Source organism: Nonomuraea sp. NPDC049655 (assembly GCF_044465465.1).
In the GTDB taxonomy this organism is placed as follows: Bacteria; Actinomycetota; Actinomycetes; order Streptosporangiales; family Streptosporangiaceae; genus Nonomuraea.
The window spans coordinates 579211-602535 of sequence record NZ_JBITLS010000005.1 but is presented as its reverse complement, the minus strand read 5'-3'; the positions used below and the strand labels follow the sequence as shown (position 1 = coordinate 602535).

18 protein-coding genes and 1 pseudogene are annotated in these 23325 nt (G+C 70.2%); 9 read left to right on the top strand and 10 right to left on the bottom strand.

The genetic code is table 11. The annotated features are described in order from the left end of the window. Positions 1–83 precede the first annotated feature (83 nt). Positions 84–740: pseudogene (locus tag ACIBQ6_RS19785) on the bottom strand (transposase); the annotation flags it as partial. A gap of 273 nt (positions 741–1013) precedes the next feature. On the opposite strand from ACIBQ6_RS19785, the gene ACIBQ6_RS19780 reads away from it, so the two are divergent. Further along, positions 1014–1448: a VOC family protein gene (locus ACIBQ6_RS19780; protein WP_358295722.1), complete on the top strand. Its 435-nt coding sequence runs from the start codon at positions 1014–1016 to the stop codon at positions 1446–1448. A gap of 732 nt (positions 1449–2180) precedes the next feature. Beyond that, a complete protein-coding gene (locus ACIBQ6_RS19775; RefSeq protein ID WP_397213450.1) occupies positions 2181–2900 on the top strand; it encodes a DUF4429 domain-containing protein in 720 nt (239 codons plus the stop codon). A gap of 301 nt (positions 2901–3201) precedes the next feature. Here ACIBQ6_RS19775 and ACIBQ6_RS19770 read toward each other — a convergent pair whose 3' ends face one another. Continuing rightward, positions 3202–3390, bottom strand: coding sequence for an integrase core domain-containing protein (locus tag ACIBQ6_RS19770; protein WP_397213468.1), 189 nt, complete (start codon positions 3388–3390; stop codon positions 3202–3204). A gap of 470 nt (positions 3391–3860) precedes the next feature. Next, entirely contained in the window at positions 3861–4733 is an 873-nt protein-coding gene (locus ACIBQ6_RS19765) for a GNAT family N-acetyltransferase (protein ID WP_397213448.1), read from the bottom strand. Positions 4734–5279: 546 nt separating this feature from the next. On the opposite strand from ACIBQ6_RS19765, the gene ACIBQ6_RS19760 reads away from it, so the two are divergent. Further along, positions 5280–5960 (top strand): FAD-dependent oxidoreductase, encoded by a 681-nt coding sequence (locus tag ACIBQ6_RS19760; RefSeq protein WP_397213446.1) that lies wholly within the window; start codon positions 5280–5282, stop codon positions 5958–5960. Positions 5961–6143: 183 nt separating this feature from the next. Here the strand turns inward: ACIBQ6_RS19760 and ACIBQ6_RS19755 are convergent, their stop codons facing one another. The 5 genes from ACIBQ6_RS19755 to ACIBQ6_RS19735 all read right to left on the bottom strand — a co-directional run bounded on the left by ACIBQ6_RS19755 (position 6144) and on the right by ACIBQ6_RS19735 (position 10844). Further along, positions 6144–7100, bottom strand: a complete 957-nt coding sequence (locus tag ACIBQ6_RS19755) for an aldo/keto reductase (protein ID WP_397213466.1) — start codon at positions 7098–7100, stop codon at positions 6144–6146. Between the two features lie 215 nt (positions 7101–7315). Next, the gene (locus tag ACIBQ6_RS19750; RefSeq protein WP_397213444.1) at positions 7316–8143 is read right to left on the bottom strand and encodes an LLM class flavin-dependent oxidoreductase; all 828 of its coding nucleotides are present in this window, start codon (positions 8141–8143) and stop codon (positions 7316–7318) included. Next, complete coding sequence (locus ACIBQ6_RS19745) at positions 8140–9027, bottom strand: alpha/beta fold hydrolase (protein WP_397213442.1); 888 nt, start codon at positions 9025–9027, stop codon at positions 8140–8142. The genes ACIBQ6_RS19750 and ACIBQ6_RS19745 overlap by 4 nt, the downstream gene beginning before the upstream one ends. 64 nt (positions 9028–9091) lie before the next feature. Further along, a complete protein-coding gene (locus ACIBQ6_RS19740; protein WP_397213440.1) occupies positions 9092–10003 on the bottom strand; it encodes a LysR family transcriptional regulator in 912 nt (303 codons plus the stop codon). A gap of 157 nt (positions 10004–10160) precedes the next feature. Next, entirely contained in the window at positions 10161–10844 is a 684-nt protein-coding gene (locus tag ACIBQ6_RS19735; RefSeq protein ID WP_397213438.1) for a hypothetical protein, read from the bottom strand. Between the two features lie 161 nt (positions 10845–11005). Between ACIBQ6_RS19735 and ACIBQ6_RS19730 the strand changes: the two genes are divergently transcribed. The 6 genes from ACIBQ6_RS19730 (at position 11006) to ACIBQ6_RS19705 (ending at position 21037) form a co-directional block, all read left to right on the top strand. Continuing rightward, positions 11006–11338, top strand: coding sequence for an integrase core domain-containing protein (locus tag ACIBQ6_RS19730; RefSeq protein ID WP_397213436.1), 333 nt, complete (start codon positions 11006–11008; stop codon positions 11336–11338). 562 nt (positions 11339–11900) lie between these two features. Then, positions 11901–12767: an NAD-dependent epimerase/dehydratase family protein gene (locus ACIBQ6_RS19725; RefSeq protein ID WP_397213434.1), complete on the top strand. Its 867-nt coding sequence runs from the start codon at positions 11901–11903 to the stop codon at positions 12765–12767. Positions 12768–12812: 45 nt separating this feature from the next. Then, entirely contained in the window at positions 12813–13979 is a 1167-nt protein-coding gene (locus ACIBQ6_RS19720; RefSeq protein ID WP_397213432.1) for a glycosyltransferase, read from the top strand. A 4-nt stretch (positions 13980–13983) separates the two neighbouring features. After that, complete coding sequence (gene asnB / locus ACIBQ6_RS19715) at positions 13984–15807, top strand: asparagine synthase (glutamine-hydrolyzing) (RefSeq protein WP_397213430.1); 1824 nt, start codon at positions 13984–13986, stop codon at positions 15805–15807. Further along, positions 15804–16916: a hypothetical protein gene (locus ACIBQ6_RS19710; RefSeq protein ID WP_397213428.1), complete on the top strand. Its 1113-nt coding sequence runs from the start codon at positions 15804–15806 to the stop codon at positions 16914–16916. The genes asnB and ACIBQ6_RS19710 overlap by 4 nt, the downstream gene beginning before the upstream one ends. Beyond that, complete coding sequence (locus ACIBQ6_RS19705) at positions 16913–21037, top strand: NB-ARC domain-containing protein (RefSeq protein WP_397213426.1); 4125 nt, start codon at positions 16913–16915, stop codon at positions 21035–21037. Before ACIBQ6_RS19710 ends, ACIBQ6_RS19705 begins: the two co-directional genes overlap by 4 nt. On the opposite strand, the gene ACIBQ6_RS19700 is transcribed toward ACIBQ6_RS19705, so the two are convergent. Both ACIBQ6_RS19700 and ACIBQ6_RS19695 read right to left on the bottom strand, forming a co-directional pair. After that, a complete protein-coding gene (locus ACIBQ6_RS19700; protein WP_397213424.1) occupies positions 21013–23010 on the bottom strand; it encodes a glycosyltransferase in 1998 nt (665 codons plus the stop codon). The genes ACIBQ6_RS19705 and ACIBQ6_RS19700 overlap by 25 nt on opposite strands. Beyond that, positions 23007–23324 (bottom strand): CU044_2847 family protein, encoded by a 318-nt coding sequence (locus ACIBQ6_RS19695; protein ID WP_358295680.1) that lies wholly within the window; start codon positions 23322–23324, stop codon positions 23007–23009. Before ACIBQ6_RS19695 ends, ACIBQ6_RS19700 begins: the two co-directional genes overlap by 4 nt. Between the last annotated feature and the right edge of the window lies 1 nt (position 23325).

The window sequence follows — 23325 nt, the reverse complement described above, 5'->3', positions numbered from 1 at the left end:
ACCGGCAGATCAATCCAAAGGCAGCACGGCCAGTTAGACCACGGGCCAGGACCTCGTCCGGGCGGCACAAGAAGATCCTCACAGTTCGACCAGATTTGGGTCCAGATCTCGCGTGGGAAGGCGGCGAAGGCCAGGAGATCCTCCCGGGCGGCGTCCAGGTGCTCGGCGGCGGCCGGATGCTTGCCCTTCAGCGCGTCCAGCACCCAGGCGTGCTGGGCCCGCACCGAGGCGGCGTCGGGCTGGTCGAAGATGGTCCGCACCAGCGTGGCCACGAACGGCTGCGCGCTCTTGGCCGCGCAGGAACGACAGCCAGGCCGCGCCGTCCTCGCCGGTGGTGACCTCCAGCCCGAGGATCTCCCGCCGTCCGTCGGCGTTGACGCCGGTGGCCACCGGGCAGTGCACGTTGATGATGCGGCCGCCTTCACGCACCTTCTGCGTCAGCGCGTCCAGCCAGAGGAAGGTGTAGGGGCCGGCGTCCAGGCCCGGGTGCGGAAGGCTTCGACCTGCTCGTCCAGGATCTTGGCCATCTGGCTGACCTGGCTTTTGGAGATGTGTTTGATGCCGAGTTGCTCGACCAGCTTGTCCACCCGCCGGGTCGAGACCCCGAGCAGGTAGCCGGTGGCCACCACGCTGATCAGCGCCTGCTCGGCGCGGCGGCGGCGCCCCAGCAGCCAGTCGGGGAAGTAGGAGCCCGAGCGCAGCTGGGGGATGGCCAGTTCCACGGTGCCGGCGCGGGTGTTCTGACCCGGTTCATCAGCCGTGCCGCCACCGAAGGGGGACAGCGCGCTCTCCCCCTTGGCGGCGGCCCGAGCACTTCGCAGCAGGTCCTCCCGGGGAGAGTCCTTGAGAGCATGTCTTCAAGCTTTTGTGTGATCTTCAGAGGCTCCCTTCTTCGGCGACGCAGATGCCGGCGGCCAGGGCGCGAGTCTCGGAGACCTGTGCGGAGGTCTCGCTCGGTGCCCCGGTGAGCGGTGGGGTACGGTGTGTAGCGCGAGCTACGGGAGGATTGCCCCATGGTGTCGGTTAAGAAGGTTCAAGTCGCTTTTGATTGTGCGGAACCTGAGCGCGTCGCGCGGTTCTGGTGCGAGGTGCTGGGATATGTCGCACCGCCCCCACCGGAGGGGTTCGCCAGTTGGGGCGACTACAACCGCTCTTTGCCGCCTGAGCAGCGCGATTCATGGTTCGCCTGCAGCGATCCCTCAGGTGTGGGTCCCCGGCTCTACTTCCAGCGAGTTCCCGAAGGCAAGGTCGTCAAGAATCGAGTGCACCTTGACGTGCGGGTCGGCACCGGGCTCGTGGGCGCCGAGCGCCTGGCCACACTCGAGGCCGAATGCGCCCGGCTGATCGCGCTCGGCGCGCAACGCGAGCGGCTACTACCTGCCGATGAGGAAAACGAGTCGGTCATCGTGATGCAGGACATCGAGGGCAACGAATTCTGCCTCAGTTGAAATCCTTTCTCCGGTCAGGCCCATTTGCGACCTCGTGATCATGGGTCGTTCCCCTTCGCGGCGACAGGGCGTGAGCAGACCGGGATCATCGAGGGTGTGAGTTCGCGGGGCACGCGGCGTTGCGAGGGCTGCGGCGGTCTATTGCCGGAAGCTGCTCGCGTCTTCGAGAAGGTTCTGCTCCAACGCCTGCCGGTCGCACGCCTGGCGAGATCGGGAACGACAGCGTGCCGAATACGACGCTGCTGTGGCGGAGCTGGCAGGTCGGGGTCTGACCAGAGGGCCCACCGGCGCGGAGGTGCGGTCGGCGCGGACCTCTGGTCGCCTGCCCGGTGTGCGGCAAGTCATGGTGGCGGGGTCTGCGTCCGCCGTTCGGATGCCCAGTACTGTTCGGATCGTTACCGGGCGGCCGCGTGGCGAGAACGACACGGAGTGGTGCCCGGCTGGTTGGCCGCGCTCCGCTCCAAGGGGATGGGTTCGCGTTCGGAGTAGCCGTTCGCGTTCTGAAGCCGTTACTAGGTAACGGCTGGACGTGACGGTAACTGCGTTCGGGGCGGCCAGGTCTTTGAAGTACAAGAGAAAGGGCTTCCTGCTCCTCCAAAGTGCGCCGGCAGAAGTCGCCGTAGTCATCGTCGCTGAACGTGGCGGCCGGCGGCGTGCGCAGGCCCGGCCGGCTTGTCGCGGTGGTCGCCCGTCTGCGTAGCCGCCAGTGTTCGGGCACCTATCCTTGCTTGCATGGGTGACGTACTGAAGGGGCGAGGTTGCGCGTGGGAGTTCGAGGACGGTGGGCTGCGCATTACGCCTGAACCGGGCAAGGCGTCGAAACTGAGCATGGAGCTCGGAGAGCGGTTCGTGCCGTACGACGCGCTGGCCGATGTCATGCTGGAGCCTGGTGCACGCGGCAGGGTGGCGTTGCGGGTGGTTCCCCGAGAGGGAGCCGATCCGGTCATGTCCGCGGCAACGGGGCAGCTCCAGGAGTCGCTCGATCCGTACCGGCTGGTGCTGCCCGCCGCCACGAAGACGCTGGCCGACCAGTATGCCAACGAGGTGCGCGCGGCCCTGTCCCAGCGCGGTCCGGCTGAGCGGTTCCTGATCGCCGGTCCTTCGGTGCCGCGTAGTTTCAAGGCATGGGACGGTGAGGCCGCCTTCGACGGGCAGGCTGTCACCTTCACCTGGTTCGCGTCCGGAGCTTCCCCGGCCAAGTACACGGCAGGTGACCGGCGTTACCCGATCACCGAGATCGAGGGCGTCGAGTGGCATGCACTGGAGGACGCTCGTGGGTCATTGCGGCTGCGCATCCGTGGGCACCAGGCCCTCTCCAACCCCAACAACGATCCCGCCTCCGTGGTGTTCGGCATCGGCTGGGGAGCCACGCATCACTCCCTGCCCTTCGCCGCCGCCGTGCTGGCCGCCGTACAAGCTCACATGATCGAACAGGTCACGGCGGAAGGCTGAGCTGCTGTCCCGTATGTGATTTTTGTGCGCGTTGGCGCCTTGGAACTCAAGGCACCCGACGGCACGCTTTCGTCCGGGAAGAACCGCACCATCAGCACGGTATCCGCTCAGAAATACGGTTTCGTACTATGAGCTGGAGTTTTGCTGCACGATCAGGGCAGCGAGTGCGACCATCGCGAGGTGTGCCGCCCGAATATTAAGATTCGTGGGCTGAGCTGCGATCAAGCGGCGTGGAGGTATTCGCTCATCACGCCTGCGACGACGAGCCTTCGGCGGATGGATCGCAGGCCATTGAGTTCGGTCACGTCGCGGGCGGACCGCGTTGCGGTGTCTGGCGCCGTTGGCGCCGGGACTGGTGCGGCCGGTGCCCGTTGTAGGGGTTCAGGTACTCGCGGAGCACGAGGGCCAGATGGCGTTCGCTGAGGATCAGCATCCGGTCCGGGAGTTCGCGGCGCAGGGTGCCGATGGCCCGGTCGCAAATGGCGTTGATCCTCGGCGTCTACGGCAGTGTGGTGATGGTCCGCAGCCCATTGGCTGTGAAACCTCCCGAAGGGCGACGGTGAAGAGCGGAGCCCGATGGCGCTCCGTCTCTTCTATCTGATCTTCTGCCGCGTCGTGGGCCGGCTAACGCTGCTGACTCGTAGCGACGCGACCAAGAACATGGAGATCCTCGTGCTGCGGCACGAGGTCGCCGTGTTGCGCCGTCAACTTGGCCGTCCGAGGCTGTTGTGGGCAGATCGAGCGGTGCTGTCCGCGCTGGCCCGCAGACTGCCGGAGATGATGCGGGCACAGCGGATCTCCTCATCGGTGAACACACGGGTTGCCAACGCGCCTCACCCGCCCAGGTCAGCCCCCGAAGCAACGCAGCCTGGGCTTACGCCGGGGATCTCGCCTCCTCCTCCCGTGGTCGACCAGTAGTGGGGCTGCAGACGGGCCGCCGATACGCAGGGCCTTCCTCGCCTAAGCGAACCGTCCCCAGGTCGTGACGAGCGGACGGTAGCCCTGGCGGGACCAGAAGGGGACGGACAGCGGATTCGGGGCCGCGTAGTGCACCAGTATGGTCTCGACGCCTGCCGCTGCGGCCTCGGCATGGGCGTGGGCGGTCAGCGCGGTGCCGATGCCGCGGCCCCTGCTGACCGGCCGCGCGTACAAGGAGCCCACGTACGCCACGGGCGGAGGCTTCTGCACGGCGGGCGCGATCCAGCCCGAATGGTCGGGGTGATGGACTGCGAGCATGCCGGCGACTTCACCGTCCGATTCGGCCAGCCAGCACCAGCCGTCGTCACGGGCGAGCTTCTCCTCGAGCTCGGCCCGAGCGGCGGAGGGCGTCGAGGGCAGCACCGAGAACCAGCCGAACTGGGCCTCGTAGTCGACCAGCTCCACGTACAGCCGGCACATGGCATCCAGATCGTCCGCCGTGGCCCGCCGTATACCTGGAGACGAGTGCCCGCCCGCTGAAGCGGGGCCGACGCGGACGCCGAGCACAGAGCGTGGCGCGAACCCCCGCCTGACCAGTGCCGCCACGGGCGCGGCATCCCGGCTCGGCCAGTTCACCACGAGCCCGGAACCCGGCTCGGCGTCGAGGGTCGAGATCCACCGGTCGAGGAGGCCGCCGAGGGCGTCCGCGGGGTTGTCGTCGGCGACTCTGGCGTGGAGGGAGTAGGTGGTCAGCGGGCCCCAGCGCACTGACGGGGCGCCGGGGTCGGCTCTGGTCACCGAGGGGGCGCCGACAGCGTTCACGGCCTCGATCAGGTCTTCGCCGAGATCCGCGACGGCGACGAGAGGGTCGGCGGCGCGCACACGCTCACGGTGACAATCGATCACATCACTCACGGTTTGCACACTAATCCGCCGTGGCGACATTTCAGCTTCCGCAACGGCTGCGTGCTCGTTTCCGCCCCCACATAGCCATCGAGGCCCGAAGATCGTTGGGGGGCCGAGACGCCCCTCCTGGGATCATGGTGGCGTTGAGGCGTGAGCAGGCATCCGATCGGCCAGTGGCGTTAGCGATCCAGGGCGGGCCGGGGGTTACCGCCATCCAGGGGCAGACCACGTACGAAAGAAAGGGACAGTCGCGTCGCTGACCAGAGCGATCACACGGCCCCGCCTAGCGTGCCGCATGGCCGCGATGGGTGTGCTCTGGAGCTGACGATGTTCACGCAGGTGCGGCGGAGGCGGCGGTTGTGGTGGCCCACCACTGACGCAAGGGGGCGGCGCCGGCCGAGGCCGCCCTGGAGGGGATGTACACGCTGCGCTCGCGTGATGACGCCGCGCGGCTGCAACAGGCGCCGGCCGCGCGGCCGTCGCGGGTTCTCGTCATCGGCGCCTGGTTCATCGGCTCGGGAGGCGGCCTCCATCTGCCGGGAACTCGCTATCCCGGTGACAGTCGCCGAGCGGGGCTCGGCGCCGCTGGTCGGCGCGCTCGGCGGAGTGATCGGCCAGATCGCCGCGCAGATGCGGCGCGACCATGGCGTGGACCTGCGCTGGGGGGTGGGCGTGTCGTCGCTGGAGGGCGACGCGGGCGGACACGTGCGGCCTGCTCGGCTCTCGGACGGGACCGCCATCGAGGCCGACCTGATGCTGGCCTCGCTGGGGTCGATCCGTGACGTGGAATGGCTGGAGGGCTCCGGACTGGCGGCCGGCTTCTGGGGTGTCGGCTGCGACGCCGGCGGGCGCGCCTTCGACATCAACGGCGTGGCGACCGACAGGGTCTACGTGGCGGGAGATGTCGCGCGGTCGATCGGTCCCTCATCATGCTCGAACGCGGCCTGCGTGAGGTCCTTGCCGAATACAAGGCCTACTCGATGGGCATCGACCACATCGGACCCCGCAGCAGGCCGGCCCTCCGCGGGCGCTGCTCGATCTCGTCGACGCCGACATCGAGCCGACATCGAGGTGCCCCGACGCGACCGCCTCACCCGGGCATTCACGCAACCGGCCTGCAATCGAACGACGAGCGGGGCGGTAGTCAAGGACCACGAATCCAGCCCGGTCCACCGTGAACGGCGACAACTAGGCATGCCACATCGTCAGGGCACTTCCACGGGCCGTGAATCGTGATCGAGTACGGGTACGTGGGCGCGTCGCATTTCGCTGGTCGCTGCGCCAAGTTGTCGCCGAATACCCAACCGTGGCATCGCTCCGGTACGACATCCCCTGCCCCACAACGACCGACTACTCCATCTCGCGGATGACAACGTAGGGTGTCGGAACTTCGGCCCGCCCCCTCCTGGAGTCGGCGGGTCAGTACCGGCTGCCGGCCGGTGCGGGCAACGCGTCCAGATCCGCGAGGTCTTCCGGGGTGAGCCTGAGGCGTGCCGCGGCGGCGTTCTCCTCCACCCGTGAGCGACGCCGGCTCCCCGGAATCGGGACGACGTGCTCTCCCTGGGCGAGCGTCCAGGCGAGGGCGACCTGGGCCGCGGTCGCCTGGTGCCGTGCGGCGATCCGCTCCACCGCGTTCACGATGACCAGGTTGGCCTTCAGGTTCTCCTCCTGGAAGCGGGGGTTGCGGGAGCGGTAGTCGTCCGGGGAGAAGCCGGCCTCACGGAAGCGGCCGGTCAGGAAACCGCGGCCGAGCGGTGAGTAGGCGACGAAGGCGGCGTCGTGGCGGGCGCACCACTCCAGGGACGTGGACAGGTGGTCTCTCGTCCACAGGGACAGCTCCGACTGCACGGCCTTGATCGGGTGGACGGCCTGCGCCCGGTCGAGCTGTTCCAGGCTGAACTCCGAGACCCCCACGGCCAGCGCCTTGCCCGCCGCCACCATCTCGGCCAGGGCGCCGACACTCTCCTCGACCGGCACCTCGGGGTCCGGGCGGTGCAGGTAGTACAGGTCGACATGGTCCACGCCCAGCCGCCGGAGCGAGGCGTCGACGGCCGCGCGCAGATGCTCGGGCCTTCCGTCCGGCACAGGCAGGGCGGGGGCGCCGTTCTCGGTGGTCCGCGCGACGTTGCCGCCCTTGGTGGCGAGCACGACCTCCTCCCGCCGTCCGGCGATGGCCCTGCCGACGGTCTCCTCGTTGGTGAAGGGTCCGTACACGTCGGCGGTGTCGAGGAAGTTCACGCCCAGGTCCAACGCCCGCCCGATGACGGTACGGGGGTCCTCGGCGTCCGGGGAGTCGCCGTACGCCCACGTCATCCCCATGCAGCCGAGCCCGACCGCGCCCACCTCCGCTCCGCCGGGCCACAACCGCCGGGTCATCCGATCCTGATGCATCTCGCCGTTCACGACGTTTCTCCTCTTCATCCGATCAGACCATGCGGTCTGCCCAGGAGCGGAGTGATGAATCGCCGGTCAGCGGAGGCGTCGGAGAGGGATTCGGCGCCGTCGTGGGCGGTGTGCCCGCCGTCCCTGGGGATCTCCGCGCCGCTGATGCAGGACGACTCGTCGGAGATCAGGAAGGCCGGTGAAGCGGCTCAGGCGCCGTCGCCCGGGTTCACCGGGCCGTCGCGGAGTACGCCGCGTACCGTGTCGAGCCGTACCCCCGGGTCGAACTCCGTCAGCCACCAGGTCGCGCCGGCGGCGGCGTACGGCAGCGGGTCGACGCCGGCGGGCAGGCTGACGGCGATGTCGTACGAGGCAATGTCGCCGTTTCGCAGCTCGGTGAGGGTGCCGGCGACCTCGGCGAGCTGGTCCGGGTGTTCCAGGTTGATCGGAAAGAAGCCGTCGAGCCGGGCGGCGCGGCGGATCGGCTTGACGTTGCCGGGGAATCCGGCGGCCCATACCGGCACGCCTGGCCGCTGAACCGGCTGCGGCAGGAACGTGATGTCGTCGACGGTGTAATGCTCGCCGCGGTGGCGCACCGGCTCTCCGGACCACGCGGCGGCCAGGATGGCCAAGGACTCATCGAGCATCCGCCCCCGCTGCCGGTCGTCGAGCTGCTCGCCGGTCCTGGACAGCTCGCCGCCGAACCGATCGCTGCCGAGTCCGACGCCCAGGGTGAGGCGGCCCTCGCTCAGCTGGTCCAGTGTCGCGGTTTCCCGCGCCACCTTGGCCGGACGCCGGCGGGCGAGCGTCGCCACCATCGGACCGAGCCGCAGCCGCTCGGTGGCGGTCGCGACCGCCGCGAGCGTGATCCACGAGTCGGCGACCTGCTGGACCGGCGCCCGCCAGGACAGGTGATCCCATACGAAGCAGCCGTCCCACCCGGCCTCCTCCGCGTCGGCGGCCAGGTTCGCCACCGCCCGCGGGTCGGCGAGTTCGTCGAAGAGCGGCAGCCATAGTGCCGATCGCAGCCGGCTCACGGGCGCTCTCCGCTGGAGACCGAAAGGATCTCTGCGATCGCGATGTCCCAGAGCTCCGGTGGCGGCATCTGGTGCCCCATGCCCTCGAGCGGGACCAGCCGGGCTCCCGGGATCTCCCGCGCCAGCGCCTCGCCGTGCCCGTACGGGAGCAGCGGGTCCGCGGTGCCGTGCAACACCAGCGTGGGCGTCGCGATCTCGCCGAGGCGGGCGCGGACGGGCTCGCCGCCGTCGAGCTGCCAGTGGTTCTGCGCCGACGCAGGGGACGGGCTGCGGTCCCAGACGCGGCCGGCGATGCGGCGCATCCGCTCCTCGTCGACGGGAATGGTGCCCGCGAAGGTGCGCTCGCCGTCGGTGTAGTACGCGATGACGGCCTCGCGGTCGGACCAGTCGGGCGTCTGGTCGCCGTCCTCGGCGAACCGCTTCGCCAGTTCGGCGCTCATCGGCGGCAGGTCATGGCGGTCGGGGCCGCCGGGTCCGCCCGGGCTGGTGGCGATGAGCGTCAGGGAGGCGACCCGGCCGGGGTGGCGCACGGCCAGGCGCTGGGCGATTCCGCCGCCCATGGAGACGCCGACGATGTGGGCGGCCGCGATGCCGAGTTCGTCGAGCAGGCCGACGGCGTCGTCGAACAGGGCGTCGTTTCCGTACGGCGGCGCGCCGGGCGGGAAGGTCGTGGAGCGGCCGGTGTCCCGGGTGTCGTACCGGATGACGTGCCGGCCGCCGGCGGCGAGGCGCTCGCAGAAGTCGTCGTCCCACCAGTCCATCGACGCCTCGGCGCCGCCGATGAGCAGCAGGGCGGGCGCAGCCGGGTCGCCGAACGTCTGGACGCAGAGCTTTATGCCGTTGATGTCGAGGAGCCGCTCGGGGTGATCTTGGTTGGCGTTCATGTCCGGCACGCTAAGCCTGGCCGCCCCATCGCGAAAAGCTATGATTTTCGATCGAGTCGATCGCCTACAGCGATATACCGTGCTCCATCTGGCCGGCCAGCTCAGCGGCGGCTGCGACGGCGAGGTCGATGGCCCGGGCCGCCAGCGGCGACCGGATGCGCCCGGTCGGCCGACACAGGTACCACGTGCAGGTGGGCGACGGTTCCAGCCGATGGATACGGAGCCGGTCGTCGGACCAGACGTCCGACCCCATGAGGGCGAGCCAGGGCAACACCGCCGAGCCCAGGCCCACCCGCACCATCGAGACGACGGTTTCGTGGCCGGCCGTGCGGAACACGATCCGCGGCCGGGCGCCCGCGCCGGCGAGCTCCCGTTCCAGCCATCTTTGGTGGACGGTGGGCGGCCAGGCGACCATGGGAGTGTCGTCGAGCAGCTCGACCGGTACCGGACCGTCGGGGAACGCGCCCGCGGCGGCCACCAGGAGGTGAGGCTCGTCCAGCAGCTCGACGTGTTCGACGTCGCCGTCGATGCGGTCGTAGTGGAACAACAGGTCGAGATCTCCGATGTTCGGGTTCTCCGGTTCCACCTCCGACAGCCTGACGTCGCAGCCGGGGTGCTCGCCCAGCAACCCGCGCACCACTGCGGGCAGGATCAACCGGGTCGCGCCCTGGAAGGTGCCGACGTCGATCCGGCCGTGACCCGCCTTGAACCGATCGACGGCGTCGGTCAGCGCCTCCGACCTCGCGAGCAGATCACGCCCGTGGGCCAGGACCAGCTCGCCGAGAGGAGTGGCGCGTACCGGCCTTGGACCTCCTGGCCGGTCGAAGACGGCCCCGCCGACGGCCTTCTCCAGCGCGGCGATCTGCTGGCTCACCGACGACTGGGTGTAGCCGAGGCGAACCGCCGCCCGGCCGAACGTCCCCTCCTCGGCGATGGCGGCCATCGTCCTCAGGTGGCGCAGTTCCACGTCAGCCATGACAGCCAGGCTATCGTCAAGAGCGATTGATTCGAGCGAAATAATCACATTCATTGATGAATGCGCGCTACTCCCGGTGCCCCTGCGCGACCGGCTGGGCCGCAGCCCTGCGCGCCCCCCCGTCGGCTGCCTCCGCACCACCCGGCCCCCGGCGCGCTCAACCCTCTGAGAAGAGGGTGACCAGTTCCTTCCTGCTGGCGTCGTCCAGGGTGTGGCCGAAGGCCCGGGACAGTTTGTCGACGAGGTTGCGGGCACGCGTCTCGCGTTGCCGGAGCACGGCGCCGACGTCTGCGAGAGGCGGCCCTGGGACCTCCGTCGTCTCGTCCGCCGGGACGATCTCGTAGGGGTTGGCGATCGAGCCGTTTCCGAGGGGGAACCAGAACAGCTGGATGATCGAGCTGTCGCCGGCCGGTTCCTCGCCCTCGGAGCTGCCGAATGTGACGGCGGCGCCGTCGTACCACCAGTCGGTGTCGGCGGGAATGGGCACGGTCATCACGTTCGGGGTGGTGAGGGTGTTCCCGCCTCCCGGAGGGGCGACGATGCCGAGCATGGTGACCTGCCCGCCCACCACGTCGAGACCGCCGGTCAGTGTGGCCACGCCGCCGACGGTGAGCGGCCCGCTGACGTTCGCCGCGCTCGTGCCCGCCCCGGCCGGCACCGTCTGCCCGCTGACGTCGAGCGCGCCGGCGGAGGTGAGGCTGCTCGCCGTGACGTCGCCGGCGAGGAGCGTGCCGGTGGTCGTCGTACCGGCGAGGGTGGCCGCACCGGTGATCGTCGCGCTCCCTGCCGTGAGGGACGTGGCGACGAGATCGGGATCCTGTACGGCGACCGTCGTCGACATCGACGCCGTCAAGGGCGCCCCGGTCAGCCCGACCACGTCGACGACGACCGTGAAGACCGTGTCGCAGAACAGCCGGCGCGAGGTCCAACCGCTGTTCCGCTGATGCGGGCTGCCGGGCGCGCTCTCTGCTTCGAGACCGGGATGGGAAGTTCAAGGCCATCATGGACGAGGTACTCACCGAGGCCGGCATCAAGACCGTGCTCACCGGCATCCGGATGCCGCAGATGAACTCCATCTTGGAACGGTGGGTGCAGTCCTGCCGCCACGAGCTTCTCGACCGCCGCCTCATCTGGAACGAACGCCACCTTCGGCACGCCCTGCGCGAATACGAACGCTTCTACAACCGGCACCTGGCACATCAAGCCCTGAGCCAAGCGGCTCCACCGCGTCCCGCCCCGGACCCGATCACCGGACCCGGACGAATCATCGATCTGAACATACGCCGACGAGACAGGCTCGCCGGCGTCCTCCACGAGACCTCACACGCCGCTTGACCAGCACGGACGGGATCAACGGCAGGCGCAGGGGCGCGAGGGCCCGCGTGCGTCATGCCCGGAATGATCAAGCCGCTGTCGAGGAGGAGGGGCTTAGCCACAGGTCAGAGGCTAAGGCTCGCGCGGTAACGGTCATGCCCTGTGAAGCCATCGGCTCAGCCGGTACGAGTTCGAAGCGTCTGTCACGTCAGAGGGAAGAGGGCCGTTACCAGGGGGATGCGGTGGCGGCCGATCGTGTTGTCCGGGCGGCTGTGGGTGGCACCGGCCGAGTACGGGTGATCGGTCCCGATATGCCCTCCTGCTGTTGGTGTCGGTCATTGCGGGCCTCGAAGTTGTCAGGTGGGGAAGATGCGGACATCGCATATGTACGCGACGTAGGCCTGTGAAGCGGAATGTCTGGAAGCGGGCAGGCGGCGGGTTTGCGGCTAGGGTGCGGAACGTGCGGATGGGCCTCGGTCAGTCGAGCAGGGCCGGTGTACCACGGGGAATGCGGCGGGGTAGCCGTTCTTCGCCCCGGCCAGGTAGCCGGTCCGTGGGTGGTAATTCGCGCGAGGGGATGTGAGTGGCGACGATCGTGACGGGGGCCGCCGGCTTCCTCGGGAAGGCGCTGACCGAGCTGCTGCTCGCGCGTGGCGACCACGTCGTCGCGATCGACCGCCGCCCCGTGTCATCGGAACGGGCCGATGGCGCGCTTACCGTGCTGGTCGCCGACCTGCTCGGCGACGATGAACGGGTGCGCGAGGCTTTCAAGGCGGCCACCTCCGTCTTCCACCTGGCCGGCCGGCCCGGGGTACGGGATGTCATCGAAGCCGGCGGCCGGTGGCGCGACAATGTGCTCGCAGGCTCACGCGTTCTGGCCCTCACCTCGCCGGGCACCCCGATGCTGATCGCGTCCTCCAGCAGCGTCTACGGCGGCACCAGGCGCGGGCGGCCCAGTCACGAGGACGACCGTCTGAGGCCGCGCGGCGAGTACGCCCTCAGCAAGGCGGCCCTGGAACGACTGTGCGCGGGGAGGCAGGTGACCGTGGTGCGGCCCTTCACCGTGGCGGGCGAAGGGCAGCGCCCCGACATGGCTCTGCACCTCTGGCTCGCCGCGGCCCGCGCCCACCGGCCGTTGCGGGTGTACGGCTCGCTCGATCGCACCCGGGACATCACCGACGTACGGCAGGTCGTCGCGGTCATGGCCGACCTGATCGGCCATCCTGGAGTCGTCAACATCGGTACAGGGCAGGGGCACAGCCTGCGCGAGATGATCGCGGCCGTGGCGGAGGCTACCGGCACCCGTCCGGTGGTCGACGTCGTACCCGCCTCCGTCCACGAGCCTGCCGACTCCCTCGCCGACACCCGCAGGCTCGCCGATCTGCTCGGCTGGGTGCCTCGTACGAACCTGCTCGATCTGGTGCGCCGCCAGGCGGACGCCGGGCCCTGAGCCGTCCCTGGACAGACGGCCGACCACCACGGACAATCGCGCTTGATGCGACTCCTGGTGTTCTTCCCCGGTGTGATCCGCGGTGGCTGCGAAGAGCACGCCTTCGTCATCATCCGCGCGGCCGTCCGTGGCGGCGACGAGGTCGTGGCCTGTTTCCCTCAGACCCCTGGCACTCGTTCACTCACCGACGACATCCGTGAGGCGGGCGCGAGCGTGCTGCCGTGGCCACTGGGCGAGATCGTAGACGGGCGCATGAATCTCGGCAGCGCGCAGCGACAGGAGGGCCTGGCCGGGCCCGTACTCGACACGGTGAACCCCGACGCGATCCTGCTCTTCCTGCCTGAGCCTGATTCAAGCATGGGATTCCTCACTGCCTGCGCCGACCGTGGCCTGCCGACCGTACCGGTGTTCTGCCTGGTGCCGCCTGAATGGCCGGTTTCGGAGGAGGATCGGCGGCGCGGAGCGCGGGCCAGGAGAGCCAGGCAGCGGTGGGTGGCGATATCGCAGGACAACCGCCGCCACCTCGCCACCGCGTTCCGCATCGGAGCGGCTGACGAGGTGGACTGTGTACTGAACGGCGTCGATCTGCCGCGCGACTGGCAGGAACCGGACTCCGGTACGGTCGCAGCGGTGAGGCGGGCTGTACGCGAGGAACTCGTCATGCCCCCGACGGCGAGGATCGCCCTCACCGTGGCCCGGCTGGCCGCGCCCAAGGGCCACGCCGACCTGCTCGCGGCGATTTCCGAGCTGCCGGCCGCCGCCGACGACGTACGTTTCGTATGGGCGGGAGAGGGAGGCGAGGACGAACGTCTGCTGTCCCTGATCGAGCGGGCCGGACTCGACGGGCGCGTCCACCTCCTCGGGCACCGCCAGGATGTGGCGCGGCTGTTGCACGCGGCTGACCTCTTCGTCTTCCCCACACACTGGGAGGGATGCTCACGAGCGCTGATCGAGGCGATGAGCGCCGGACTGCCGATCGTCGCCTCCGACGCCAGCAGCAACCCCGAACTGCTCGATGGCGGGCGGCTCGGCCTGCTGTTCCCCGCCCGCGACCGGACCGCACTGGCCGAGCGGATGAGTCAGGCATTGTCCGAGCCGGACGAGATGGCCGCGATGGCGGCCAAGGCCCGCTCCAAGGCACGCCGCGAGCTGACGGAGGCCGCGATGTGCGAGGGCACCCTGGCGGTCGTGGACAAGATCGTCCGGAGGTGACGGGGTGTGCGGCATTGCTGGAGCGCTCGTACCGGCCGGTGAACTCGACGTCGCGGAGTTGAGCGCCCTGACAGGCCGGATGAGCGACACTCTCGGTCATCGCGGCCCTGACGGGCGCGGCGCCTGGGTGGACGCGCGGGCCGGGATCGGGCTCGCGCACACCAGGCTCGCCGTCGTCGATCTCACCTCCTCGGGTCGCCAGCCGATGAGGACCAGGGCGGACGCCCCCGTCCTCGTGTGCAACGGCGAGATCTACAACCACCTCGAACTGCGTCGTGAGCTCGAGTCCGCCGGCCATCGCTTCCGGGGACGTTCCGACAGCGAGGTGCTCGCCGCGCTGATCGACAGACATGGCCTGCCGGCCGCGCTCGAGCGGGTCAACGGCGCCTTCGCACTGGCTCTCTGGGATCCCGCCACGGCCACCCTCCAGCTCGCCAGGGATCGGATCGGTGAGAAGCCCCTGTACTACGGGTGGTGCGGCGAACAGTTCGTCTTCGCCTCGGAACTCAAGGCGTTGCGCGCCCACCCGTCCTTCCGGACCCACCTGGACCGGCGTGCGCTGGCGCTGTACTTCGCCCATGGGTACGTGCCCGCCCCGTACTGCGTCTACAGCGCGGCTCGTAAGCTTCGCCCCGGGTGCCTCCTGACGCTCCGCGTACCGGCCGCGCCCGGTGACGAGCGAATCAGCCGGTACTGGTCGCTGCCGGACATCGCGGCCACCGGCGGTGCCGGGATCGGCTCCCATGAGGAGCTGGCCGAGGAACTGGATCAGGTCCTCCGCGACTCCGTCTCGCTGCGTTCTGCGGCCGACGTGCGCGTTGGCGTCTTCCTGTCGGGCGGCGTGGACTCGGCGGCGGTCGCCACGCTGATGGCACGGGAGTCGGCGGTCCCGCTGCGCACGTTCACCGCGGGTTTCGAGGAGCCGGACTTCGACGAGCGGGCAGCAGCCCACGCCGTCGCGCGAATGCTCGGCAGCGAACACGTCGATGTCGTATGCACGGCCCGGGAGGCACTGCGGCTCGTGGAGAGGATGCCGCGCATCTACGACGAGCCCTTCTACGATCCGGCCCAGTTGCCGACCGTGCTGCTGGCCCAGGAGGCCGCCACGGTCGTCAAGGCGGTGCAGTCGGGCGAGGGCAGCGATGAGCTGTTCGGTGGCTATCCGCCGTATCTGGCGGCGTTGCGCGACAGCGTCGCGAAGGCGGAGGCCGGACTGTCCGGACGGCGGGCCTTCGACCTCCATGCGCAGCGGCGGATCTGGGCCGATCCCGCGATTCCCCTCCTTGGCGCCGCGGACCCGGCGCCCTGGCTCGCCGACGCGCTCGGCACCATGGCCCTCGGCGACGCGCCGGCCGGGCTGCTTCTCGCCGACGCGCTTACCTGGCTGCCCGACAACTGCATGGTGAAGATGGATCGGGCCACCATGGCGGCGGGGCTGGAGGTGCGCTGTCCCTACCTCGATCCTCGTCTGATCGAGCTGGCCTTCCGCATCCCCTTCGATCTCAAGGTCACCGAGGCGGGCAACAAGCTGGTACTGCGGCGGGCCCTGCGCCGCCACCTGCCCGGCTGGGCACGCGAACAGCCCAAGCGTGGATTCAACCTTCCTCTCGCGGCCTGGCTGAGGGGCGCCCTTCGGGAATGGGCCGAGACCCTGCTCGACCGGGCCGTCATCGAGGAGGGCGGCCTGATCGACGCGGGCGCCGTACGCGCTCGCTGGAAACGCCATCTCGACGGAAGCGACGAGCACACCTACGAGCTGTGGACGGTGCTGGTATTCCAGAACTGGCTTCCTTACGGGACCGGCCGCGCAATAGCGTCGGACGCATGACGCGAGTGCATCCGTTCGCGGTCCTCACGGACGGCATCGTGGCCGAACCCGGCGTCGCCTCGTGGGGCCTGGACCGCGCTGACGTCATCGCCGTCGAAGCGTCCGGCTGCCTCCGGCACCTCGTGCTGACGGAGGCCGGCAACGGACAGGACATCCTGCCTGAGCTGCCCACGGCGCCGGTCGGAGCGCCCGTGGTCATCAGCTGGGGCCGAGGGCGGCTGGACGTCTTCATCCGCGACAGCGGCGGCGACCTGCTCCACTCGTGGTGGGAAGGCGCCTGGCAACCGTGGCGGGTGGTCGGGGCCAGCACGGCCGCCCCCACCGTCGTCAGCTGGGGGCCAGGGCGGTTCGACCTGTTCGTACGGACCCAGGAGGCGAGTCTGGCGCACTACTGGTACTCGCGCGGCCCAGGCATGCAGGGGCCGGAAGACTGCGGCGGGTCCTTCGCCGGCCGGCCGAGCGCGGCCACCACCAGCCTCTACGGCATCCACATGGTCGCACGCGGCCAGGCCGACGGGCTGCTCCGCTACCAGTACGCCCTCCCCCGCCAGCGTTCGCACGAGTGGACCACGTCCACCTGGCAGCCCGGCCGGGGCGCCTTCCACACCAGCCCCCCGGTCACTCCTGACGGATGCGAACCGCTGGCGTGCACCTCTGATCCCGTGCTTCTGCCCTGCAGGGGCGAGGGCCGCGTACCAGGACGACTCCTCGCCTACGCGCGCCGCGACGACACGTTGTTGTGCCTCGAACCACAGCTGTGGCAGCACCGGCCCGCCGACCGGGTCCTGGGGGCCGGCATCGCGTCCGACGCCTGCGCGACGTCGGCGGCTCCGCGCCGCGCCGACGTCTTCGTCCGTCTGCGCTCGGGCGCCATCGGCCATCTCACGCAATGGCTGGGCGAGACAGGCGACGCCGGCCTTCGGTGGGAGTCTCTGGACGACGGTCATGTCCGTGCCGGCAGTCGTCCTGCGGTGATCTCCAGCAGGACGGGGCGCCTGGACCTGTTCTTCCGTGGGGACGGCGGAGAGCTGTGCCACGGCTGGCGGGAGCCGGGCACGACGGACTGGAACGACCGTGCGGCCCGGCGGCTCGGAGGTGGACCCGGATGACGGGGCCGGCACCGCCCGCCACCACCGATGCGGCGCTCTTCGCGTCGCTGGCCGCGATACGCGCCGAGGACGGGACGCCCGTGGGCGCGGGCTTCCTGGTGACCGCCGGTCACGTGCTCACCTGCGCCCACGTCGTGAACGCCGCGCTGGGCGAGCGCGAGGACGAGGACCGCAGGCCGATGTCCGCCGTGTACGTGGACTTCCCGCTGGTGGCACCCGGCCATCTCGTCGCGGCTGACGTACGGGCGTGGTCGCCGATCGACGGGACCGGCGCGGGCGACTGCGCCCTGCTGACGCTGCGGGACGCGGCGCCCGAGCAGGCCGGTCCGGCACCGCTGCGCGCCCCCGGCGACGTCTGGGGCCACTCCTTCAGGACGTTCGGATTCCCGCGGGGTCACGGTGCCGGGTTGTGGGCCACCGGGCGGATCCGCGGGCCGCAGGGCAACGGCTGGATCCAGCTTGAGGACATCAAGACGCCTGGCGCCGCCGTGGAGCGTGGGTTCAGCGGCGGCGCCGTCTACGACGAGGAGCTCCGGGCCGTGGTGGGGATGGTGGTGGCCCAGGATCTCCAGCAAGGTCGCAAGATCGCTTTCATGCTACCCACCGCTCTGCTCGGGCGGCTGATTCCCGAGCTCGCCGCGCTTTCGCCCGAAGCCGTACCGGCCGGGCCGTTGTACAACGTTCCCGGGCCGCCGCCTCATCACCGGCCCAGGCCGGAGGATTTCGAGCGACTGCGGCAGGCCGTCCTCGCCGAAGCGGAGCGGGTCGTGGACGGGGGGCAGAAGATCGCCGTTCACGGTATGGGCGGGGTCGGCAAGTCGGTGCTCGCGGCGGCCGTCGCCAGGGACGATCAGGTACGCCGGTGCTTCCCGGACGGCGTCCTCTGGGTCGAGCTCGGCCCGCAGGCCTCGCTTCCCGAGCGGCAGGCGCAGCTCGCCGCGGCCCTGGGCGTCTCCCAAGCCGTCTTCGTGGACGTCCAGTACGGCAGAGCGGGTCTGAGCCGCGCCCTCGCGGACCGCCGCTGCCTGATCGTCGCCGACAATGTCTGGCACGCCGAGCAGATCGCCGCCTTCGACGTGCTGGGCCCGCGTTGCCGCCTGCTGTTCACCACGAGAGACGCAGGTCTTGCCAGAGCGTCCGGGGCCGACGGCGTGCTGGTGAGTCCGCTCACGGACGAGCAGGCGACGGCTCTGCTGGCGGGCTGGGCAGGTCACTCGCTCGACGAGCTGCCGCCGGAGGCGGACGAAGTCGTACGGGAGTGCGGCAACCTCCCGCTCGCGCTGGCGATGGCGGGTGCCATGGCCGAAGGCAGACCGGAGCGCTGGCCGGGAGTTCTGCGGCGACTACGCGAGTCCGACCTCGGCCGGATCCGCCAGAACTTCCCGCACTACCCCCATCCCGACCTCCTGCAGGCGATCGAGGCCGGTGTGCTGGTACTGGAGCCGCACGCCAGAGAGCGTTACCTGGAGCTGGCGGTCTTCGCCGGGCGTGTCGTCCCCGCGCAGGTCGTCGAACTGCTGTGGGCCCCCGTAGGCGTGGACGACCTGGAGACGGAGGAACTGCTCGACCTGTTCGTCGAGCGCTCCCTGGCCCGTGTGGAGGGTCCCGGCGTCAGGCTGCACGACCTTCAGTCGGACTACGTGGCCAAGCAGCTCACCGATGTGCCGGCGCTGCACGCCAGGCTGCTCGATTCCTACACGGCGTCAACGCGGGACGGCCGGGCCGGCGGGAGCGTCGAACGCTACTTCTTCGAGAATCTCGCCCACCACCTGAGACACGCCGAGCGGGAAGATGAGCTGCGGATGTTGCTGCTGGACCTGGCCTGGCTGTCTGCCAAGCTCGCCGCCACTGACGTGACCTACCTGCTGGCGGACTTCGCCGGTGTCGACGATGCCGGAGTCGTCCTGGTACGTGACGCGCTCCGGCTGTCCAGCCACGCCTTGGCCCGCGATCCCGGCCAATTGTCCGCGCAACTGGTCGGACGACTGGCCGGGGTCACGCATCCGGCGGTCGTCGCACTGGTCGAGCAGGCGCGTACGTGGCCGACCGGTTCCCGGCTTCGCCCGCTGGGAGCCGGTCTCATCGCTCCAGCGGCGGCGATGGGGGGCAGCTTGGTGGGACACGCCAGCTGGATCCGTACCATAGCGCTCTCCGCGGACGGTCGTGTGGCCGTCTCCGGCGGCGACGACCACACGGCGCGGGTGTGGCACGTGGATGACGGCCGGGAGGTCCACACACTACGGGGGCACGACGGCTCGGTCTGGTCGGTGGCGGTGACGGCGGACGGCCGTACGGCGGTGACGGGCGGCGTCGACGGCACGCTGCGGGTATGGAACCTGGCCGACGGCACGCAACAGCACGTGCTGACAGGGCACCGCGGCTCGGTCTGGACGACGGCCATCACTCCGGACTCCAGGTTGATCGTCTCCGGCGCCGCGGACGGGACCGTACGGGTCTGGGACCTGCGCGACGGCAGGCAACGCCACGTGCTCAGCGGTCACCGTGGCGCGGTGATGTCGATACGGCTGTCGCCCGACGGCCGGATCGTGGCGTCGGGCTCCGAAGACGGCACGGCGCGCGCCTGGCGGGTCGCCGACGGCACGCCGGTCGCGAACTTCGACAGCGGTGAGCGCTGGGTGCAGTCCGCGACGGTGGCGCTCACCGAGCACCACCTGCTGTTCGGCACCGACAGCGGCAACCTGCACATCTGGCGGCTCGACGACGGCCGGCGGGCGTTCGCCCTGAACAGCGGGCACGGGGCGAGCTGGGCGTTGGCGGCCGCACCGGACGGCAGATATGCCGTGGTCAGCTCGATGGACGGGCCGCTCACCGTGTGGGACCTGGTATCGGGATCGCCGCACACCGTCCTGCACGGCCACAGCGGCTGGGTAGGGGCGCTGGCCGTCAGCTCCGACGGCCGTACGGCTGTCTCGGGCGGGGACGACGGCATCCTGCGGGTATGGAGTCTCCCCAGCGGGGGCGAGGCCACGGCGCTGCGCGGCCACGCCGGCTGGGTCAACGCGGTCGCCCTGACCGCCGATGGGCGACGAGCGGTGTCGGGGTCGGCCGACGGCGCACTACGGATCTGGAACCTGGCCGGAGCCGCCGAGCACGCCGAGCACGCGGCGCACAGCGGCTGGGTGGCGGCGCTGAAGGAAGTCCGTACGGGCGGCGCCGGTGTGATCTCGGTCTCCGACGACTCCACGGTACGCGTCTGGGACGCGGCGACGGGGACCGTCCGGCAGACGCTACGGGGTCATGTGGGCCCGGTGAAGGATCTGACCGTGCTCGGGACGGGGGAACAGGCTGTCACCGCGGGCGGTGACGGGACCGTCCGCCTCTGGGACCTGAGGACCGGGCGGGAGCGGCGCTTGTGGCACGCGAGCGAGCAGCCCGTGACAGCGGTGTGCGCACTGGGCCGTCACCTGGCGGCGGGCACCGGCGATGGCCGGCTGTCTCTGTGGGACCTGCGAACCGGTGGCCTCGTACGCGAATGGGACACGGGCGAGCCCGTTCAGTTCCTGCGCGCGATCGGCGATGGACGTCGCGTCGTCACCGCCGGGGCCGGCGGCACGGTAGGCGTATGGGACGTGGCGTCCGACCGCGCCCTCCAGTTGTGCCGGGGACCTGGTGGTCCCGTGCTGTGCCTGTCGCCGGCGCGGGACGGCGAACTGGCGCTGGCGGGTTGCATCGACGGCTTCCTGACCGCCTGGGATCTCGGCACGGGGCGGGCCCGGTGGGAGATTCGGGCTCACGAGACCCAACTCCATGCGATGACGCTGCTCGGATCCGACGCCGCCGGAGTGGCCACCGGTGGGGGCGATGGCGCCGTCCGGACGTGGGATCTCGACACCGGAGGCGCGATCGACGAGTTCGTGCCCACGGGAGAGCCCGTCCGCGCGGTGGCGAGCACGGCCGGCGGCGGGCTGCTCGTCTCCGGATCAGGAGACGAGGTCACGCTGTGGGACACCCGCGCCAGGGCCAGGGTGGCCCGCTTCTTCGGTGACAGTGGCATCAGCGCCTGCCTGACGCTGAAGGTGGACGACCGGATGCCGGTGATCGCGTGCGGCGAGGCGTCCGGCGGCGTGCACCTGCTTCAGCTGCGCACGGCAGGTAACTGATCGGGGGGTGACGCGCCGACGGCCCGTGCTCGCCAGCGCGCCGATCGGCTCAGCTCGATCCCGTTCTTCCACAGGTACACCAGGTGCTGGGCGGTGCTCAGCGCCTGCTCGGTCACCAGGTCGGCATGCTTGGCCAGGACGTAGCAGGCTTCGTCCACGAAGCTCGCCGCGGGCGAGGCGAATGTCAGTGAGGTCTGGTGCCGGCGGTAGGAGAACAGGACCCGCGGAATGACATCCCCCGTGTGGCCATGACGTGCCAGCCTGATCTGCAGCTCCCAGTCGTCGAGGGTCGGGAGGTTCTCGTCGAAGCCACCCACCTCCTCCAGCGCGGCTCGGCGGAAGACCTTGCTGCGTTTGCCCTCCGTATCCATGAAGTGCATGAGGTCGCGGACGTGCCCGACCGGCGCGTGGACGAGGTCCATCATCCCGAAATAGCGCACGTAGCAGGTCAGGTACGCCAGGCTCGGGTCGGTCAGCAACGCGCGGACGGCGATCGTGAGGTACGCCGGGTCGATGAGGTCGTCCCCGTCCAGCGGCAGAACGAACTCTCCGCGCGCCTCACGGAGTCCGGCGTTGAAGGCGGACCCAGGTCCGCCATTCGGTTTGCAGATCTTGGTCACTCCGGCGAGGGCATCGACCGTGGCCCTGGTCTCCGCGTCGCGGGAGCCGTCGTCCACGACGATGATCTCCACCGGCGAGTAGTCGGACGCCCGGACGGAGGCGATCGTCTCCTCGACGAGGCGGCCCTGGTTGAAGACAGGGACGATGACCGATACCAGTGGATTTCCGCCAACCTGCACAGGCGCGGGCGGGCGACCGCCGGCGGCACCGCGATAGGCCGACAGGACACGTGGAACAGCCACTTCCGGATCGGCGGCCCGCCGGACGGCGTCCACCGCCCGCGCGGCGATCTCCTCCTGCCCGGTGGGCGGCCGGAGGATGAGCTCGGCCATCCGTTCGAGGCCGACGAGGTCGTCGGGGTCCACGACGAACCCCGACCTGCCATGTTCGATGATCCCGGCGAGGCCGCTGCCGGCCCCGGCGATCACCAGGCTGCCGCGGCTCATCGCCTCCAGACCCTCCAGGGAGAGGTCGTCGGTACGCGAGGGGAACACGCACCAGCGCGCTCCCTCCCAGACAGCGGGCCTGGCGACGGGGTACGCGTCGACGATCGACACCCGTCCCCGCAGGCCGGGAGTGATGAGCCGTTCCAACTGCTCCCGGTACGGCCGTCCGAAGTGCGGGCGCGCGGCGGCGGTGCCGTACAGCGTGAAGGTCGTCGTCGCGGATCTTCGGGCGACCAGGTCCGCCAGCCTCAGGAACACGTCCGCTCCTCCTGACGGATCGAGCGGCCCGCCGAAGACCACCTCGTCCTTGGGACGGTCGTCCAGCGGCCGTACCTCCGCCAGGTCGTCCCGGCTGAGGGGAGGCGGACATCGGACGGCGACTCGCGATCGTGCCCCGACGGATCCGTCCACCACCGCGAAGGGCGCGGTCACCAGATCCGCGTGCCGTACGCAGTAGTCCTCGGCGAACCTCCGGATCGAGTGCCGGTAATCGGCGGCGGCCTGGCTTCCTGGTACGACGGCGATCCCTGGAGATCTGTGCAGACGCACCGCGAGGACGAGCCGGGAAAACTCACCCAGCAGGCGCTTGGCGCGGATCGCTCCGAGCCCCTGGCCTCCCCGGTCGGGGAACTCCGCGACATCCAGGCCGACGTCGGAATCCAGCACGCGCAGGGCCTCGCGCACCCGGTCGGCGTATTCCTGGTCGTCGCCGAAGTAGTCGTGATCGGGCTCGGGCGGGGGCGTGACAACCACGTCCGCCACGTCGGGCGACACCGGCGGCGGCGCGTCCGTGATGAGGTAGGTCTGATGACCGGCGGGCCTCAGCCATGAGCACATGTTGCGCACGTACCGGCTCACCGGATCTCGATCGGGCTGATAGGCGCGGACCGCGAAAGCGATCTTCACGAAGTCCTGCTCCACGTGAGCTTCACGACGAGATGACCCTCCACCGTCGTCTTCGCGATCACCGCGCCCGCTTCGGCGTTCAGCCGGACCCCGAACTCCATCTCCACCTCGTCCGGTTGGAGACGGCCGTCACGGAAGACGGCCAGCGCCGACAGCGCGGCGTCCCTGACATCGGTGAGCGCCTCCTCGAAGCGCCGGCGAACCTCCACCACGCCGCCGGACCTGGCGGCCCGATGCACGCCCGGCTCCTGCTCGCTCACCTCGACGACCACCTGGCCTCCCTCGGCCGTCTCGAACTTCATCAACTCCGTCACG

Coding starts and splice junctions, on each gene's coding strand:
- ACIBQ6_RS19780 (WP_358295722.1), top strand. CDS start 1,014: ATGGTGTCGGTTAAGAAGGTTCAAGTCGCTTTTGATTGTGCGGAACCT.
- ACIBQ6_RS19775 (WP_397213450.1), top strand. CDS start 2,181: ATGGGTGACGTACTGAAGGGGCGAGGTTGCGCGTGGGAGTTCGAGGAC.
- ACIBQ6_RS19755 (WP_397213466.1), bottom strand. CDS start 7,100: ATGACCCGGCGGTTGTGGCCCGGCGGAGCGGAGGTGGGCGCGGTCGGG.
- ACIBQ6_RS19745 (WP_397213442.1), bottom strand. CDS start 9,027: ATGAACGCCAACCAAGATCACCCCGAGCGGCTCCTCGACATCAACGGC.
- ACIBQ6_RS19740 (WP_397213440.1), bottom strand. CDS start 10,003: ATGGCTGACGTGGAACTGCGCCACCTGAGGACGATGGCCGCCATCGCC.
- ACIBQ6_RS19735 (WP_397213438.1), bottom strand. CDS start 10,844: ATGTCGACGACGGTCGCCGTACAGGATCCCGATCTCGTCGCCACGTCC.
- ACIBQ6_RS19730 (WP_397213436.1), top strand. CDS start 11,006: ATGGACGAGGTACTCACCGAGGCCGGCATCAAGACCGTGCTCACCGGC.
- ACIBQ6_RS19720 (WP_397213432.1), top strand. CDS start 12,813: ATGCGACTCCTGGTGTTCTTCCCCGGTGTGATCCGCGGTGGCTGCGAA.
- ACIBQ6_RS19710 (WP_397213428.1), top strand. CDS start 15,804: ATGACGCGAGTGCATCCGTTCGCGGTCCTCACGGACGGCATCGTGGCC.
- ACIBQ6_RS19705 (WP_397213426.1), top strand. CDS start 16,913: ATGACGGGGCCGGCACCGCCCGCCACCACCGATGCGGCGCTCTTCGCG.